General features: G+C 42.6%; 15 protein-coding genes and 1 other RNA gene. 9 read left to right on the top strand and 7 right to left on the bottom strand.

The features are described 5' to 3' along the window. Positions 1-61 precede the first annotated feature (61 nt). Together V7K98_RS20855 and V7K98_RS20850 are read left to right on the top strand one after the other, a co-directional pair. The gene (locus V7K98_RS20855; protein ID WP_335025228.1) at positions 62-1,519 is read left to right on the top strand and encodes an efflux RND transporter periplasmic adaptor subunit; all 1,458 of its coding nucleotides are present in this window, start codon (positions 62-64) and stop codon (positions 1,517-1,519) included. A gap of 95 nt (positions 1,520-1,614) precedes the next feature. Beyond that, the gene (locus V7K98_RS20850; RefSeq protein ID WP_335025226.1) at positions 1,615-4,743 is read left to right on the top strand and encodes an efflux RND transporter permease subunit; all 3,129 of its coding nucleotides are present in this window, start codon (positions 1,615-1,617) and stop codon (positions 4,741-4,743) included. 86 nt (positions 4,744-4,829) lie between these two features. Here V7K98_RS20850 and V7K98_RS20845 read toward each other — a convergent pair whose 3' ends face one another. Together V7K98_RS20845 and V7K98_RS20840 are read right to left on the bottom strand one after the other, a co-directional pair. Beyond that, positions 4,830-5,603: a hypothetical protein gene (locus tag V7K98_RS20845; RefSeq protein WP_335025224.1), complete on the bottom strand. Its 774-nt coding sequence runs from the start codon at positions 5,601-5,603 to the stop codon at positions 4,830-4,832. Between the two features lie 97 nt (positions 5,604-5,700). Next, positions 5,701-6,108: a hypothetical protein gene (locus tag V7K98_RS20840; RefSeq protein WP_335025359.1), complete on the bottom strand. Its 408-nt coding sequence runs from the start codon at positions 6,106-6,108 to the stop codon at positions 5,701-5,703. Positions 6,109-6,365: 257 nt separating this feature from the next. Here V7K98_RS20840 and V7K98_RS20835 point away from each other — a divergent pair, with 257 nt between their 5' ends. The 7 genes from V7K98_RS20835 (at position 6,366) to V7K98_RS20805 (ending at position 10,353) form a co-directional block, all read left to right on the top strand. Further along, positions 6,366-6,632 carry a YciI family protein gene (locus V7K98_RS20835; RefSeq protein ID WP_335025222.1) on the top strand — a complete coding sequence of 89 codons (267 nt, stop codon included), beginning with the start codon at positions 6,366-6,368 and terminating at the stop codon, positions 6,630-6,632. 37 nt (positions 6,633-6,669) lie between these two features. Beyond that, positions 6,670-6,766: signal recognition particle sRNA small type (ffs, locus tag V7K98_RS20830), an RNA gene on the top strand. 25 nt (positions 6,767-6,791) lie between these two features. Next, positions 6,792-7,178, top strand: coding sequence for a phasin family protein (locus V7K98_RS20825; protein ID WP_335025220.1), 387 nt, complete (start codon positions 6,792-6,794; stop codon positions 7,176-7,178). A 156-nt stretch (positions 7,179-7,334) separates the two neighbouring features. Continuing rightward, positions 7,335-7,733 carry a hypothetical protein gene (locus V7K98_RS20820; RefSeq protein WP_335025218.1) on the top strand — a complete coding sequence of 133 codons (399 nt, stop codon included), beginning with the start codon at positions 7,335-7,337 and terminating at the stop codon, positions 7,731-7,733. 76 nt (positions 7,734-7,809) lie between these two features. Continuing rightward, a complete protein-coding gene (gene queF, locus V7K98_RS20815; protein WP_335025216.1) occupies positions 7,810-8,223 on the top strand; it encodes a preQ(1) synthase in 414 nt (137 codons plus the stop codon). A gap of 177 nt (positions 8,224-8,400) precedes the next feature. Continuing rightward, entirely contained in the window at positions 8,401-9,501 is a 1,101-nt protein-coding gene (locus V7K98_RS20810; RefSeq protein ID WP_335025214.1) for a D-alanine--D-alanine ligase family protein, read from the top strand. 201 nt (positions 9,502-9,702) lie between these two features. Beyond that, on the top strand, positions 9,703-10,353 hold the full coding sequence (locus V7K98_RS20805; RefSeq protein ID WP_335025212.1) for a hypothetical protein: 651 nt from the start codon (positions 9,703-9,705) through the stop codon (positions 10,351-10,353). A 175-nt stretch (positions 10,354-10,528) separates the two neighbouring features. Here V7K98_RS20805 and V7K98_RS20800 read toward each other — a convergent pair whose 3' ends face one another. The 5 genes from V7K98_RS20800 to V7K98_RS20775 all read right to left on the bottom strand — a co-directional run bounded on the left by V7K98_RS20800 (position 10,529) and on the right by V7K98_RS20775 (position 18,168). Further along, positions 10,529-11,443: a DUF1338 domain-containing protein gene (locus V7K98_RS20800; protein WP_335025357.1), complete on the bottom strand. Its 915-nt coding sequence runs from the start codon at positions 11,441-11,443 to the stop codon at positions 10,529-10,531. Between the two features lie 391 nt (positions 11,444-11,834). Beyond that, positions 11,835-13,154 (bottom strand): acetyl ornithine aminotransferase family protein, encoded by a 1,320-nt coding sequence (locus V7K98_RS20795; protein WP_335025210.1) that lies wholly within the window; start codon positions 13,152-13,154, stop codon positions 11,835-11,837. A gap of 276 nt (positions 13,155-13,430) precedes the next feature. Then, positions 13,431-15,344: an alkaline phosphatase family protein gene (locus V7K98_RS20790; protein ID WP_335025209.1), complete on the bottom strand. Its 1,914-nt coding sequence runs from the start codon at positions 15,342-15,344 to the stop codon at positions 13,431-13,433. A gap of 35 nt (positions 15,345-15,379) precedes the next feature. Next, positions 15,380-15,505, bottom strand: a complete 126-nt coding sequence (locus tag V7K98_RS20785; RefSeq protein WP_335025207.1) for a hypothetical protein — start codon at positions 15,503-15,505, stop codon at positions 15,380-15,382. A gap of 938 nt (positions 15,506-16,443) precedes the next feature. Then, a complete protein-coding gene (locus tag V7K98_RS20775) occupies positions 16,444-18,168 on the bottom strand; it encodes an ABC transporter ATP-binding protein (RefSeq protein ID WP_335025205.1) in 1,725 nt (574 codons plus the stop codon). Between the last annotated feature and the right edge of the window lie 40 nt (positions 18,169-18,208).

Raw genomic sequence — 18,208 nt, 5'->3', positions numbered from 1 at the left:
TCAAGTTTTCTTAAGAAAATACTAAAGTTGGTATGTATAAAAAAAGTGGGGGTAACACTCTGTGAGCGATGAAAGTTTTTCAAAAATCGAGGTGGAAGAACCTGTAACCTTTGAAGATGCTAAGTTTTTAAGCAAACCAGAGCAAAAATCAACTAGGGCGTGGTTGAAACCATTATTCTTAGGTACTGGTTTAGGAATTGCGATCGCCTTTGTTGGAATGGGTATATTAAGTCGTCTTCCATCCCGTCAACAAAGCGCAGTGGCGGATAAAAAAGTTAACGCAGCGATGACAGTCACGATCGCCAGGGTAGAAACTAACCGTGTTATCCGTACCCTTAAAACTACTGGAACTGTAGCAGCGAGTGATTTAATTCCGGTACTACCACAGACGAATGGCTTACAAATCAAAAGCATCCCGGAAGATGTTAAAGAAGGGGCTTTTGTCAAAAAAGGTCAAGTTTTGGCAGTGTTAGATGGTTCCATACTACAAAACCAAATTAGCCAAGCTAAGGCAGATGTGGAATCAAAACAAGCAGATGTAGAATCGAAACAAGCAGATTTGGCATCCAAGCAAGCAGATTTGACATCAAATAAAGCTATAGTCCAGCAAAAACAAGCAGATTTAGCTCAAGTTAAGGCAAAGCTAGAAGAAGCAACCAAGAATTATCAACGCTATAAACAATTGGCTGACTCTGGAACCATTAGTAAGCAAGAACTTGATACTCGTTCTTATGCTGTGAAAACTGCTATAGAAGTTGTGAATTTATCCAAAGAAAATCTGCGTAGTGCCGAGGCCAATATCGGCAGCGCTCAGGCTAATATTAATAATGCCCAAGCTATTATCAACAAAGCCAAAGCCGATGTCAAAAGCAGTGTTGCTAAGGTGCAACAACTCCAAACTCAGTTGGGACAAACTGTGGTGCGTGCGCCGGTTGCAGGAGTAATTGCTGAAAAACTGGCCAGAGTTGGTGATGTGACTGGTATACCGCCGCAAACTCAGATGGGAACTGTGATTGGTGGCACACAAAAGCTATTTTCGATTATCCGAGATGAAAAACTAGAACTTCAGGCGAAGGTTCCTGAAATTCAATTAAATCAGGTGAAACTTGGCGCATCTGTGCAAATTACATCAGATGCCGATCAGCGCGTGCGATCGCAGGGACGAGTCAGAGATATCCAACCACAGATAAACGATCAAAGGCGTGAGGCTACAGTAAAGATTGACTTACCGCCAACAACTCTACTAAAACCAGGGATGTTTGCTAATGCTGCAATTACTACCAACTCAGGAATGACGATGGTAGTGCCCCAAAAAGCAGTCCAGTCTCAAGCAGACTCAAGTGTAATTGTCTTCACCTTATCAAGTGGAGATATAGTCCACACCCAGAAAGTAGAGTTAGGAGATCCTGTTAATGGTGACAAAGTAGAAATCAAGAGTGGGTTGCAATTAGGCGATCGCGTCGTAGTTGATGGTGCAGGTTATCTCAAAGATGGCGACAAGGTTCGAGTTGCAAAGTAAAGGGGAATGGGGAATTGGGAATTGGGAATGGTGAGAAATAACTAATGACAAATGACAAATGACAAATGACCAATGACAAAATATAAAATTTCCTGATGTCTTTTAATATCTCAGCTTGGTCGATCAATAAACCTGTTCCGACGATAGTTTTATTTTTAATTTTGACGGTGGTGGGTTGGTTTTCCTTTATATCCTTGGGGATTGATATTAACCCAAATATCGATGTACCAACAGTCTCGATCAAAGTCACTCAACCGGGTGCGGGGCCGGCAGAACTCGAATCTCAAGTGACTAAGAAAGTTGAAGATGCTGTCGCGGGGTTGGGCAATATCGATTTTATGATTTCCACCGTCACCGATGGGAATTCTAAAACGACAATCAATTTTGTTTTAGGGACAGATAGCGATCGCGCCACCAATGATGTCCGCAATGCGATCGCTCAAATTCGCCAAGATTTACCCCAAGAAATCAACGATCCAGTTGTGGAACGTCTAGATTTTGCTGGTGGCCCGGTGATTACTTATGCAGTTAAATCAGATCGGCGTTCTGTAGAAGAATTAAGCAATCTTGTCGATCAAACCATTAGCCGCGCCTTATTAGGAGTTCGTGGTGTCGCCCAAATTAAGCGTGTAGGTGGGGTTGACCGAGAAATTCGTATTAACCTGAATCCAAACCGTTTACAATCTCTAGGTATCACCGCCACCCAAGTAAACGACCAAATTCGCAATTTAAACATTAACTTACCTGGTGGACGGGCCGAAGTCGGCGGTAGCGAACAAAGTATCCGCACATTAGGCAGTGCCGCCAGTGTGGATATATTGAAAACCTACGAAATCCTCTTACCACAAGGGGGTTCTGTACCCTTATCTAGTTTGGGTTCTATAGAAGATAAATTTGGTGATGTCCGCCAATCTGCCACCTTAAATAATCAACCCGTGGTAGCTTTCCAAGTGTTGCGTAGTACTGGCAGCGTTCTGGTGACAGTGGAACAAGGAGTAAAAGCGGCAGTAAAAGAACTAGAAAAAACACTTCCCCCAGATGTCAAGCTGGATTTAATTTTTACTAGAGCCGATGTTGTCCGCCAATCTTACCAAAGCACCATTGATGAATTAATTCAAGCTTCGGTGCTGGCTGTCATCGTTATTTTAGTATTTTTGCGGGATTGGCGGGCAACATTAATTACGGCTGTTGCCTTACCTTTGTCAATAATTCCCACCTTTGCAGTGCAGCAAGCCCTTGGTTACACCCTCAACAACATGACTTTGTTGGCATTAGCGTTGGCGGTGGGCAACTTGGTAGATGATGCCGTTGTGGAAATTGAAAACATGGAACGGCACATGGCTATGGGTAAGTCAGCTTGGAAAGCCGCTTTTGACTCTTCTGACGAAGTAGGGTTAGCGGTAATAGCAAGTTCAGCGACGATTATTGCCGTGTTTCTGCCTGTTGCCTTTATGGGTGGAATTCCGGGGCAGTTTTTCCAACCATTTGGTGTTACCGTTGCCGTTTCCACAATTTTTTCAACTCTTGTCGCACGGATGGTTACGCCGATGATGGGGGCGTATCTTTTACAGGATAAAGAGGGGAGTGGGAAAACAGAGAAAGTAATAAAATTTTTGAATTTCAAATTTACACTTCCAGGTAGTAATAACGGGAGTAGAAAAAATAGAACTGAAAAGCGTCCTGGCTTTCAACCTTATAAATCGCTGCTACAGTGGGCATTACGCCATAGATTGACAACAATGGCGATCGCTTTAGCCTTCTTCATTGCCAGTCTGATGCTGGTTCCTTTGATTCCCAAAGGTTTCGTTGATGATGGCGACTTCGGAATTTCTAACGTATCTATACAACTACCTCCTGGTTCGACACTACAAGACGTTAACAAAGTAGTCACACAAGCAACTGACATCATCCGGCAAAACTCAGTAGTTGAACGTGTACTAGCAACAGAAGAGATCAATTCTGCAACCCTTACCATTAATCTCAAACCCAGAGAAGAACGAAATATTTCCCAAAAACAGTTTGAGGAACAAGTACGCCCTTCCTTTGAACAAATACCAGGAGCTAGAATTAGTTTTCAAAGTCAGTCACCAGGTGACAGTGGCAAAGCTTTATCAATTGTTCTTAGGAGTGAAAATCCCCAAGCATTGAATCAAGCTGCTGATGCTTTAGAAAAGCAGATGCGATCGCTACCCGGATTAGTAGAAGTGTCTTCGACTGCGAGTTTGGTGAAACCAGAGATTTTAGTAATTCCTAACCCGCAACGGGCAGCAGATTTGGGAGTGACAGTACAAGCGATCGCTCGAACTGCTTCCCTTGGTACTATTGGTGACAATGATGCAAACTTGGCAAAATTTAATTTAAGCGATCGCCAAATCCCCATTCGTGTCCAAATCGATCCGAAAGCGCGGGCTGACATCAACACAATTACCAACCTCCAAGTTCCCAGTCAAAATGGCAGATTGATTCCTCTGGTAGCGGTTGCAGACATCCGTTTTGGTAGTGGCCCTGCTACCATCAATCGCTACGATCGCGCCCGTCAAGTTGCCGTAGAAGGCAATTTACAAGGGATTTCTTTGGGAGAGGCTGTAGAAACAATCAACAAACTACCTGTGATGCAAAACTTGCCGCCAGGGGTAGTACAGCAACCCTCCGGTAGCGCCAAAATTATGCAAGAAATTTTCGGACGCTTTGGTGGTGCATTAGGGCTGGCATTAATGTGTATCTATGCAATTCTGGTGTTGCTGTATAACAACTTTCTTCATCCATTATCGATTATGGCTGCCTTGCCCTTTTGTTTAGGTGGCGCACTGGTAACGTTGATGGTTGCTCAAAAACCTCTGGGACTTTATGCCCTAATTGGTATCATCCTGCTGTTGGGAATTGTCACCAAAAACTCGATTCTGCTAGTTGACTACACAATCATAAATATGCAGCAAGGCAAAACTCAGCGTCAGGCACTCATAGAATCGGGCGTGTCACGTCTGCGTCCAATTATGATGACTTCTCTCGCAACGATCGCAGGGACTCTACCTTTAGCATTAGGAATTGGTGCCGGTTCTGAAGTTCGTCAACCAATGGGAATTGCCATCATGGGCGGTTTTACAACTTCCACCCTGCTAACACTACTGGTAGTACCAGTTATATTTAGTTACATTGACAACTTCCAAACTTGGATTAAGCATAAATTTAGTTATGGATTTGGTAAGAAACCACAGCGCCCATAATTATTGTAGAGACGGCGATTTATCGCGTCTTCCGCCTCGTACCCAATTTGTGCGATCGCATTTATCAGTGGGAATCATCACAATAACTAAGCAGTCTTAAAAAATCGAATGATTTCGCGGACATGATCGAGAAATTGCCCGTCAGTGGAAAGCTGTGCGATCGCAGTTCGGGCTTCTCTTGCCAAACGTTCATGTTCAGTTTGATTTGTCGCCCGTAATTCTTCAAAATTAGCCGCAATCCGGGCTAAATCTCTGCGAGTCTCCTCAGCAAAGCGTTGTTGAGTTGCGGGTAAGGAATAAGGCTGTTCTGGATTAAGTTGATCTTCCAACGACTGGATTTTTTGTTCCAATATCGAGAAGCGATCGCGCAGTTCAACAATATCTTCACGCGGATACTTCCATTCTTGGCGAATCATTGCTAACCTGGCATATAAATACTCGTAAGCTCGAATCGCTGGACGCAGAATCGTTAATAACAAAGCTGCACCAGAACTTATATATCCCACCGTACTAATACCAGTGACAGCAAGAGTATAAAGACCAACGGCTGAGAACAAGTGTAAAGCAAGGGCAACCCAGAGCGATCGCTTTGCCAACAATGTGACATACTTCACTTGCTTCTCATCGACTGGAATTCCTTTCTCAGTTGATTGTGCTGCTTCTGCTAAGACTTCTTTCGCTTGAAAATGGACATTCCAGGGTACGGTAACAATTACCAACAGCCACCAAAAACTTGCACCACCAATCACCCAATCCAGAAAATTACCAGCAGGAATGTGCAACCATTGGAGTAAGCCAAAAGCTGCTAGCACCACAACCACAATTCCAGCAATGGAACTGATGAAAAAGTTAATATACATCTTGCCCTTTCCCCGATGAAACTATTACCTCGATCATGACTATGACGCAGCAGTTATACGGAAATGGTTGTGATGGTTTTTCTATTTGCACACACAGCTATTGGATGAGATAACTACGCCAAGTTGGTTGAGTATTTTTACTACTTTTTTCTGGAATTAGCGATCGCCAAGTTTTACCTTCTTGCTGAATTTGAAGGTAAATATCAAAGGGTTGTTTTGGTTGTGTCAAGCGCCGTTTTGGTAGCTTGAGAATCAAATCGTAGGTTCCCCGAACGCGGAAAGCTGGTAAATTTTCAATAGTTAGGGGTTGTTCCTGGGTAATTGATAGCCCCTTGATTTCAAATCCTTGAAAATCTAGATCCAATTGTTGGCTAAGTTTTTGTTGAGTTTGCTCTAGCCCAAGTGCGATCGCTTTTTGCACTAACTCGCTAGTCGGTAGCAGTCCAATACTGCCACAAGCTGTAACTAGCACTAGCAATATTGCTGTCAAAACTAACCGCACTATGTTATTCACTGCCTAATCTGCTACTTTCTTCCTTATCAGTTTAACCATACACCGTAGCTTCACAAGGGGGGTAAATATATGGCAGCTTCACAAAGAAAGAAGTGGTTAGTGTAGGCGTAGCCCTCTGTAGGCATTGCAATCTGTTTCAGTATGAGACTCAGATAGATGCACTGCAACGATTGCACCTTACTATAATTAATTATCCGAACTTGATATTATTCCCACTCCAAAATCCCAAATTATGAGGATGCAAACAGATGCCGTGGTTTGTAAAAATTGAAGAGGGCAAAGTTGATAAACCTACCTTTGACCAATATGTACCTGCTCATAAAGCCTACATCCAGGACTTGATTGCAAAAGGACATAAAGCCCGAACAGGTTATTGGGCAGAGCAAAGAGGGGGGATGTTGCTGTTTGAGGCAACATCAAAGGAAGAAGCAGAAGCAATTGTCGCTGATGATCCCTTGGTACAACACGGCTGCGTCAACTATCAGCTTTACGAATGGCGAATTGTTATGGAATAACACACACTTACTGGTTTTTCATGTTATTCTTTTAGAAGACCTGGATCTATGCGATCGCAACACCCAAATCTTGTCAGAACCGGAAGGTAGCAGCAACACGGGAGGCTTGTGATAGGCGTAGTCTCCGGGTCGCCCTATTTTTAGGAGCGGTCAGCAACAATGGCTGGTTTTGGAGATATTGTTCAAAAAGCTTTTTACCTCGGTGTTGGACTAGCTTCTTACGCAGGTGAGAAAGCAGGGGGAAAATTAGCCCAAGTGCGATCGCAAGTCCAAAAACTGGCAGATGAAATGGTGGCGAAGGGCGAAATGAACACAGAAGAAGCCCGCCGCTTCGTTGAAGATATGATGAAGCAAGCCCAACAAGCTCAAGCATCTACTGAAACCTCGGAAAAAACACCCCCTTCTGAACCTCGTCGCATTGAGATTTTAGAGGAAGATGAAGAACCAACGGTGAAAGAGGAATCATCTGGTGAGAATGTCGATAAATTGCGCCAAGAAGTTATAGACTTGCAAAACGAGTTAAAACGATTGCAACGCGATCGATAAAAAGTATTTTTTGATTGAGATAATCAGAAGAAGTGGCACTTTAGCATGGCACTTCGTATAGAAACTTGATAAGATACATTGCCTAGTGTGTATTCTAGTGCTTTGACCCAGATAACACAAAGCGTCCTGTTTATAGCCTGCAAAGGTGTCAAGTTTATGGAACAGTGGCAAAAAGATTTAGCAGAAATCGTTGAAACAGTGGCTGATGAAGTAGAGCGTTTGTTCCTGGGAATGAGTGAAATGGTGGACGCTTTTTTTGAGCTAACCGAAGAAATCACTGAGCAAGTTCCTAACATTGTTACTGAAGTCGATCAGTATTTACAGGATTTTGCTGAACCAATATTTGAGGCTTACTGGGAACTGGAAGACATGTCGGCAGATGTAGATCCAGGTTTTCCTTATTCAGTTGAACCTACGGCTGAGAAAAATCCTGCTTGCATTGGTTGTACTCACTATCATGGTCAAGTTTATAGTGGTAATTTGTTAGTTTGTGCCATGCATCCCCACGGTTGTGAAGACGAGAATTGTCCAGACTGGGAGAAGGAAGAATATTGAATGGGGAATGGGGAATGGGGAATAAAATTACTAAAAGGATGTAAAGATAAGTACAATAACTAATGACAAATGACACATGACAACTGACAAATTAGCTGAAAGTGTATCCCCAACGAGCGAAGAAATGAAGTATGGCGAACGCGACATTGCAGAAGGTAAATTAATTACCTTTCCGAATCCGCGTGTTGGGAGACGATATGATATTAGTATTACTTTGCCGGAATTTACTTGTAAATGTCCATTTTCTGGCTATCCTGACTTTGCGACAATTTACGTTTCCTATATTCCTGACGAACGGGTAGTGGAATTGAAGGGGCTTAAGCTTTACATTAACAGTTACCGCGATCGCTATATTTCCCACGAAGAATCTGCAAATCAAATTTTGGATGATTTTGTGGCTGCTTGCGATCCTTTAGAAGTGACTGTCAAAGCAGATTTCACGCCTCGCGGTAATGTACATACTGTAGTTGAAGTGCGGCATCAGAAGTAGCTTAAAAGGGCGGTTATAAACGGCGAATACACAGGCAAAACCCACCTCCGTGTGTTAGATGCGATCGCGATTTTTTCTAGCCAGGATTTGAATAGCCAAAAAAATAATATAGAAAAACATGGCAACTTTTGTAGGTTATGATACGCTATCTCCTTGAGAAGTGTCGAGGAACCGAAAATGACTAAGCTGCGCGTGGGATTGCTGTTTGGCGGTCGTTCGGGAGAACATGAAGTTTCAATTAAATCAGCACGGGCGATCGCTAAAGCTTTAAATGCAGAGGAAAATGCTAATAAGTACGAAATACTCCCTTTTTACATTCAAAAAGATGGACGCTGGCTAGCGGGAGAAGCGCCCCAAAAGGTTTTAGAAACCGGCAGTCCGCTTCTGGAAGCCGAACAATCAACTTCTGAGGGAAATCTGATATCCAATCCTCAAGCCCAAACCTTCAGCAAGTGGCAATCTCCCTCCCAAGTTGCCCAAGTGGATGTTTGGTTTCCCATTCTCCACGGCCCCAACGGTGAAGACGGGACAATTCAAGGGTTGCTAACTTTGATGCAAGTCCCCTTTGTTGGTTCTGGAGTGTTAGGTTCGGCAATGGGGATGGATAAAATTGCGATGAAAATTGCTTTTGAGCAAGCTGGACTACCACAGGTAAAATACAAAGCGATAACTAGAGCGCAAGTTTGGTCTAATCCTTGCGTATTTCCGAAATTGTGTGATGACATTGAGGCAGCATTAGGTTATCCTGCTTTTGTCAAGCCGGCTAATTTGGGTTCATCAGTGGGTATTGCCAAAGTGCGATCGCGCCAAGAATTAGAAGCCGCCTTAGATAATGCCGCCAGTTACGATCGAAGGCTAGTTGTAGAAGCTGGTGTGGTTGCCAGAGAAGTCGAGTGTGCCGTTTTAGGAAACGATCAACCAAAAGCCTCTGTCGTTGGAGAGATTAGTTATGATAGCGATTTTTATGATTATGAAACTAAGTATACAGAGGGTCGAGCAGATTTACTGATTCCGGCATCGATTCCAGATGCGATCGCTCGTCAAATTCAGGACATGGCTTTGCAAGCCTTTACAGCTGTTGATGCTGCGGGTTTAGCAAGGGTAGATTTCTTCTATGTGGAAGCGACAAAAGAAGTTTTTATTAACGAAATCAATACCTTACCAGGCTTTACTGCAACGAGTATGTATCCCCAACTCTGGGCCCATAGTGGAGTCTCTTTTCCTGAATTGGTAGATCAATTAATTCAACTCGCTCTAGAAAGGTATTCTCCTAACTGACAGAAAAAATAAGCGAACTGATTTCAGAACATTACGGTAAGAAGTCACAATAAATACACAATTTTGACAAAAGTTAGTCGGATTTGGTAGCTTATGTTTTACAAAAAAGCTACTGAAATCTGAAATTTTGTTACGGATACCTGATGCTTGACTCCTCCAGTACAATTTATTGACTAGAGGGGTACAAATCTGAAAGTAATCATGGAAAAAAGTCAGAGTGTACAGCGCGAGCCAACCCAACTCAGAAGGGCTACTCCACAGCTGACAAAGAAGAAATCGAGATTGAAACAAAGCTCGAATGTTCTGATCTATCTGGTTGCACATCATCCTTGGCTATTGTTAACCGGGTGTTTAGCCATGTTTTTAGGAGGTGGTGCTTTTGCCCTGTATAGCTTAGGTAATGCTGGACAGGTAGCACAAGAAGAACCAGAAACAATCCCTGTTATTGTTGAAGAACCAATTAGTGTGCCCTCTGAGAATAGTAATCCTACGCCTTTATGGTTAGTGGCTGCGATCGTCCTCAGTTGTGGTGGTGGTTCCTTGCTCATTTTCAAAATGCTCAACTGGAAAACGCAACCACAAAAAGTCCAAAAACAAGTTAACCGCCATCAAGCACGCTTGGCACAAAGCAATTACCAAAAATTGGAACCACGCCCTCCCAAGAACCAGCCAATTTTTGTGCCACAGGCTCAATTGATGCCGATGATGCAGATGCAACCCAAAGCAAAACATTTGGTGACGGTTCTGCCAGCAGAACACAAGCACCACTTGGATACGCGCACAGACTCTCTGGCAGACTTGATGGATCTTCGTAAAGATAGTTCATTGTCTGCAATTTTACGCCAGTATTAAATTTTTTGTAAAGCAAAAACCTTTCAAAATAATACTTTTTGCAAATTAGGGCACGGTTATACCGTGCCTTTTTTATTTGGAAGTCCCTTATCGGTTCACAATACTTTGACAATTGATGCAATCGGTTGCCAAAGTATTGTAAAGTTAATTATGCAGTAAAATGCATTATTCTGGCCTATTTAGCTAGACGAGTCATTTCAAACAATTGCTGGGCATTGCTTCCTAAAAAAGCATCGAAAAGTACCTGCTTTCCAGATTCCACTTCTACTAGATAACGCTGGGCAATTTCATAATAAGCGTAAGTCCAAGGGATCTGAATTTCTGCGTCACTGTTATCATCTAATACTGTCACCATTTCTGTTACTGCTTGAGTTGCAGTTTGCCGCAAACCACAAGCAATATTACCCTCTATCTCTGCTTTCATTGGTACACCCAGATTAGTCAAACCATTAGCGGTAGTATCAATATCTGGATATTCTGCGCTGTTCTGTCTGTTGACGTAGCCCGTAAAGTGGTTGACAGCATATCCGTGCAGTAACACCCAAGCCCCATACTGAGTAACCTGATTCACTTCTTCGACAACAGAACGTTGGGGAGGTAGCCAAGGACGATTAAAGACTTGCTGGAGTTGTTTGGCGATGGTTTCAATATTCGCGTCTTTTTGTAGAAGAGTAAGAGGTAAGGTTAGTTTCTCTGGGATTGCAGATACTGTTTTAGAGATGAGTTGGGCAATATTAGTAGGCAATTCATCAACAATTAATTCGCTGATAAAGAGTTTGGGTAAGTTAAATTCCTCTTGCTGCGGATGATGATAATGACGAGCATAGAGATGAGTTTGAGAAAAATTATACTCTCCAGCCGCCACATAACCTAAAGCTTCTGCAAGTTGTGCGAGATGGTCAATTCCTAAGTTAACTTCACCCTGCGGACTATCTACTAATAAACGCAAAGACCGAAAGGCGATGTGGTCGTTTGCAACAGTTCCACCCACAGCAGTAATCATTTGCTGGTAGGTACTAGCATAATTTACTCTGGTGATGTAATCTTGCCAAAGTAATTTCCATAAATTAAGGGCTATGTCGGGTTTCATAAAGTGTTGGGAGTTGGGCATAGGGCATGGGGCATTGGGCATTGGGCATTGGACATTGGGCATTGGTTATTAATTCTCTTCCCTCACCGAACAAGGCAAAAATAAAAAGTAAAAAGTAAAAAGAAAGAGGAATAAAATCGGTTTGAAGCCCCGGAATTTATTTATGGAAAAGGAAATAAAGATTTGTTTCGTTAGCGTAGCGGCACGAAGTGCGACACGACATGCTGTGAAACAAGGCATCCGTACAAGGCAAAAGTAAAAAGTAGAAAGGCAAAAGAAATATTGAATTTATCTTTCTTTTTACTTTTATCTTTTTACTTGTTTATGCATCCTTTTTAAATCCCCTAGATTTATTTATGGGGATTATCTTTTTACTTTTTAATCTCATCTTTTAAGAACTTAAAATTTCGCTAATAATCTGAAGGGCTATCTGAATTTGGTCGCTGTCGATAACTAGAGGGGGACAGAAACGAATTGCTGCTTTACCGCAACCTAGTAATAATAAACCGCGTAAAAATGCTTCTTGGATAATGCGATCGCGTAATTCACGATCTAGATTACCTTGTTGATCTAATAAATCCACCGCAACCATCAAACCTTTACCTCGTGGTAACGATACTCTGGGAAATTTTTGATGCAACTGGGTAAGACTAGCTTGTAAGAATTCTCCCATCTGGGTAGCATTAGCCATCAAACCACTTTCTAGCAGTCGCAGTGTGGCAATACCGGCAGCACAAGCAACGGGATTACCGCCAAATGTGGTAGCGTGAGAACCTGGAGGCCATGTCATTAACTCTGGTCTGGCAAGTATCGCTCCTAATGGTAGACCACTGGCGATACCTTTAGCAGTGGTAATAATATCAGGCATCACACCCCAATGCTCGATCGCAAATAAGCGACCAGTCCGCCCCATTCCCGCTTGTACTTCATCCACTACCATCAGAATACCGTGGCGATCGCAAATCTCCCGAATCCGTTTTAAAAAACCATCCTCTGGTACGATATATCCACCCTCTCCCTGAATCGGCTCAACTACGATCGCAGCTACTTCTTGCGGTGGTAAAATTGTCCCAAATAACTGTTGTTCTAAATAATCTAAGCTGGCGTGAGTGCCGTAGGGAATATGAGTTACCCCAGGAACTAAAGGGCCAAAATTCTCTCGCTGCACTGCTTTGGAACCCGTGAGAGACATTGCGCCATAAGTGCGTCCGTGAAATGCACCTAAGAAAGCCACAATTAGCGATCGCTTAGTGTAATATCGAGCTAGTTTAATCGCTCCTTCGTTAGATTCTGCCCCGGAATTGGTGAAAAATATTTTTGCCGGAAATGCATTGTTACTCTGTGGTTGAGGAAAAGGGGCGCGAATCGCTAATTGTTCGGCTAATTCCACCATCGGTTCATAATAAAAATCTGTCCCTGACATGTGCAGCAGCCGCGCCGACTGTTCTTTAATCGCTTTGACTACTTCCGGGTGGGCGTGTCCGGTGGCAGTAACGGCTATACCTGCGGTCATATCCAGAAATACATTGCCATCCACATCTTCTACCATACAGCCCTGACCGCGAGATACAACTAACGGGTAATCGCGGGTATAAGAAGGAGAAGTGACGGCGCGATCGCGTTGTACAATCGCTTGAGCGCGAGGCCCAGGTAAGGAAGTTATTAAATTGGGTATACGAGGTAAATTTAATTTAATAGGGATACTTAACATTATTTTTTCTATTTTTTAAAGATTACTGATGATTAAACGCTAAAGATTGATTTCCGACAGTAGCATTTGATGCTATTGATGTAGAAATTACGCATTTAACGACAAGCTTCATAGTAAAGATTTTTGTATTTTGTAAGACTTTGCGAGTTTTCATAACACAACTTCAGAGAAGATACAAGTTTTGTTATCTTTGCGCTACACCGATTCGCTCTAAGCGCAGGAATTACTAGAAACTGATGTGGTATTTAACACATCAGTTTATTCATTTGGTTTTTTTTATTCCTCGTACTCCCTACGGTCTTTATCTATTCGGTATTTTTCTATTTGCAAGTTCCTACAGTCCAGTGGTAAAGTCTGGGTTCTATCAATCTGAACACCTTGAAGTTGTTGAGGATTTAAACCCAGAACCTGTAATGTAGTTGGAGCAATTTGGGTGGTAGAAACGGTTTGAGTGATAGTTGTACCTTGGAAATTACGGGAAAATCCAGTGCTACCGACAATTAGGGCTACGTGGGTGTCAGCATCAGTAAATCCACCATGCTCTGCACGCTTCTTGGTAGCATTACCAAAGAAATAGCCAGTTTTGAGTGGAACAATAATGTCAGGGGTGCGATCGCTTGTCCTTGGATCTCCCAATCCGGCATTGATGATGCTCTGACCATACAATACCTTTCCCTGAGCAGCTGCATCCTCAGTTGAAAATAAAGTATTTCCTGTAGGATCGCTTACTTGATCAGCAGCAGTATCAAATGAGTAATTTTTGGATTTCAGCAAGGCTACTGCTTTTCGGACATCAGATGGATTTTTCAAAAAGATCAGCGATGAAGTATCTTGACCTACCTCAGAAGCAATCTGGATGCCGTTTTTTACTAACAGAGCAGCAAAAGCAGTCAGGTTTCCATCGCCACCAGCAACGCCAGTAACACTATCAAACGTACTACTCAAACCAACAGTCGGATCTTGAACAGGATTTTGCCCGTGCTTGGCGGTTAAAATCACCAAAGTTGAACTGTCTAATCTTTTCTTTTTCAGTTCATTCAAAATCAGACCGATGCTCGCATCAGTATGGGCTACTGCACTTACCAGATCAGGACGGGCATTACCGTTAAAGTCAATCCCGCCACCATTAAATTGAGAGGCAGTCTCTTTCTCGCCGACGCTCACAGCTTGGAAATTCAAGCCAAAAATTGCCGGAGTACCTACTTTTATCGTACCAGAATCGTTCAATCCATCAATCTCGTTTAATATCTGCTTAACCTTGAGATCGTCGTAGGCTGAGGTTGTTGCTACACTTGTGAACTGGTTGGCGCTAAAACCAGCAGGTGGAGTTTTAAACAGAGCCGGATTACCCTTTGTCCCATCATTAAAGAAAGTAGACGTGATTTGAGAATTGGTGTTGGAGTAAGGAGTACCTGTTGATTGATCGACTAAAGCCCCAAGGGTGCTTGGGAGAAGTCCTGGCTTAGTTGGATCAATTGCCACTGCCGCGTTAATTTCTAGTGAAGAGTAATCACTAATGCTACCGACTTGACCCGTTGCGAAATTAAACTTCGTTGGGTCTTGTGTATTTCCAGCGAGGATGGTGTAAGCTGCGGGATGCTTGTCAGACCAAGCAGTACGTAGTCCAGCCGCACTAGCTACGTCAAAAATGGTATTTACTTTCAGGTACTGGTTGGGGTAAACAGGGTTGCCATTGCTATCAACTGGCAATTGGGTTTGATCAAATCCCTGACCGCCATCTAAGGTACCACCCTTACCATTATTCCAAGATGCATCAACGTTTTCAGCAAATTCTATGACAGTACCGGGTTTGGCAGTGCCTGCGGTGATTTGGGCAGCAGTAGTGCCTGGGGCATACAAGGCGCGACTGTAGGATTTATCATAAAATACCCCTGTCGTGCCGGGGTTAGCACCAGTGATATAGTTTAGCTCCCCAGGAAAGGAATCTGATGGTGCAGAAGCAAAAGCATTGGTGTATGTTACACCAACTCTCTGCAAACGCTTGATATTTTTCAAAGAAGATTGCAGATTAGAAACTGATAGATCCGAGTTGTGCAATCCATCAATCGAAATAATCAGAACATGACTAAAGCGGGCAGTTGTATTTCCGGGACTGATTGCTTGGACACCAGGAATCAGGGTGTTGCTAACAATCGTCGCGGTTAACACCCCAGAAAGCGTTTTCTTCATTGTGTGTAACTAAATTGGAAAAATGGCTTATGATTTCAAAAACCTGTAAAAACCCGGAATTCAAGGGCTACTTCTTTTGCCAATGGCTCTCGCCAAGCATTAAAGACTCCCAGAATCACCCCACTGAGAGCATTGAAGAGATAGAAGCGAAATCCATTCACAGGTATTGATTACAAATATGCACGATAGGAAATGCTTACAGTGGGTCTTACGTGATTTTGCCGATTATTCGGAAGCATGAGTTTGATTAAATCAATAACAGCGTAAGCAACGCAAGTAGATTGAATCTTGCTTCACCAAATCTTTATAATCACTTCTGATGTCGCAAAAATAAATTCAGAAGGATTTTACCCCGTTTGAGCAATCACACAGATTATCAATAATTGTTAATTCTTATTTTTACAAGGCTTTCCGAGTTAGGGAATTTCAACTTTAGGTAATAATTTTCTGCATAGTTTTTTTAAGTATTAGTAAAGTTAAGGTTTTATTAATGTTTAAATAATCTGATAATGCAATCAAAAATGGCGTTGTTGTACGAATAGGAAAAACGTCAAGATTATCAATACCTCAGCCAATTTCGGAGGGTTCAATGCCTGTAGAAACGGGATGAATACGTCCTAAAGAAGTAAGCTTGGCAAAATTCCTGATCAAGCTAGTTTAAAAACTGAGATTGTAGCTTGGGAAAAACGCAGAAATAATTTGTCACGCACTGTTGATTGGCAATTTACTACCGTAGATGCACGAATCACATTGAAGCGCCTTTATCCCTAAATTCTTTCTTGACAGACTAGTACTAGGATGGTGCGTTAGCCTTCGGCATAACACACCCTACAAAATGGGGTTTGGGGTAATTAAATTATTTGTGTGTACACCGTAGTGGCGTGTCAAGCTTAAAATAGTGCATTAGATTTCTAGTTTATTCATTGCTAAAGAGTAATTATAAAAATTTTCTATTGCACCAATTTAGGCTTGTCACGCCAGTAGGATGCAGAGAGAGGAAAGAGGAATAATTCTGATACAAAATTTTCAAATTATTAAGTTTAGGTATTGATAAGTTTTCAGTTCTACTTTTCCTTAACCCTCTGTGTCTTCTCTACTTCTAACTAAATTGCTGGGCATAAAACCGCGCGTAGCGATGTTGTAGGGCTAATAATTCTTCATGGGTTCCCGATTCGACAATTTGTCCCTGTTCGAGAACTAAAATCCGATCGCACCTTCTCACGGTTGATAAACGATGGGCAATAATAAATACTGTGCGTTTTTGCATTAGTCTTTCTAGCGCTTCCTGTACCAGTGCTTCTGATTCGGAATCTAATGCTGATGTCGCCTCGTCAAGAATCAAGATTTGGGGATTGAGGAGAACAGCACGAGCGATCGCAATTCTTTGTCTTTGTCCTCCTGATAAGTTTACTCCACGTTCGCCCACCCAAGTCTGATAACCATCTGGCAGTTGGCTAATAAACTGATGGGCATTAGCAATTTTCGCCGCCTCTTTCACTACTTCCATGTCAAAAACTTTTTGTCCAAAGGCGATATTTTGGGCAATTGTCCCCGAAAACATGATGGTTTCTTGAGGAACAATCCCAATTTGTCGCCGCAGACTATGCAGTTTCACATCCCGAATATCAACATCGTCAATAAATATTTGACCAACTTCGGGGTCGTAAAAACGGGGGAGAAGGTTGACAAAGGTGGTTTTACCAGCACCAGAAGCACCCACAAGAGCGATCGCTTCACCTGGCGATACCAATAAACTGATATCTTTTAATACGGGTTCACCTGGCTTATAGGCAAAGGAAATATGGCGATATTCTACCTTGCCATTGACTGGAGGCAGAGCGATCGCATTTATCTTTTCGATTACCGTCGGCTGAATTGCCATCAATTCAAAAACGCGGTCAACTGATGCTTCACCCTGCTTAAATTCGTTGTAATTATTAGTAGTATGACCAATAGGATCGATTAACAGCGCCGCCGCCGCCAAATAACTGAAAAAATTCGCCACTGTCAAGTTATTTTGGGAAATTTGCCACGCTCCCACAATCAATAACGATAACGCACTTAAGGCTTCCAGAAATCCCACAATTGGAATTTGAATTGCTTTCAGGCGTTCGGCTGAGTATTTGGCATTGAGACTGCGTTCTGCTTCATAGCCAAAGCGGGCGATTTCGTAATTTTCGGCAGCAAAAGCTTGTACCAACCGGATACCGTTGAAAACTTCCGCGAGGATGGCTGATAAACCCGACACGCGATTTTGACTTTTTAAGGAATACTTGCGTAACCGTTCGCCAAACCAGCCAACTAAAATACCCATCAGGGGCGCAACTATGATTGTTGCTAATGTCAGTTGCCAATTCAGGTAAATCATGTAAATCGGAATTGCCAACAACTGCAAAATGCAGGGGATAAAGTCGTGAAATCCTTTATTTACCACTTCGCCAACCCGGTCAACATCTTCGGTGAGGCGGTAAGATAAATCACCTGCTTTTGCGGTTTCAAAAAAGCTGAGATTTAGCTTTTGAAGATGGGCGTAGACTTGCTGGCGGAGATAAAAAGCAACTCTCAAAGAAGCTTTCGCCATGTACATATCTTGTATAGACTGAAACAAGCCTCTTACAAGAAAGACTAAAGCACAACTACCAGTTATTTGAGCGATCGCTACTACATTACCTTGTGCAAAGGGAATTGCCAATTTCCCGGCAAGATTTATCAATACTAATGTCGCCAGCACATATCCCAAGATCCCAATAAGTCCCTTGGCAATGGTTTTCCACTGGAGGCGGATATAAGGCAGTAGTTGCCAGTAATTAGAACGGGTTTTCAAGCTCGAAAGTCCACAACGATATTTTATCCTTTGTTTGACG

This window comes from Nostoc sp. (assembly GCF_036917435.1).
GTDB lineage: Bacteria > Cyanobacteriota > Cyanobacteriia > Cyanobacteriales > Nostocaceae > Nostoc.
This window is presented reverse-complemented; position numbering and strand designations above follow the sequence as displayed.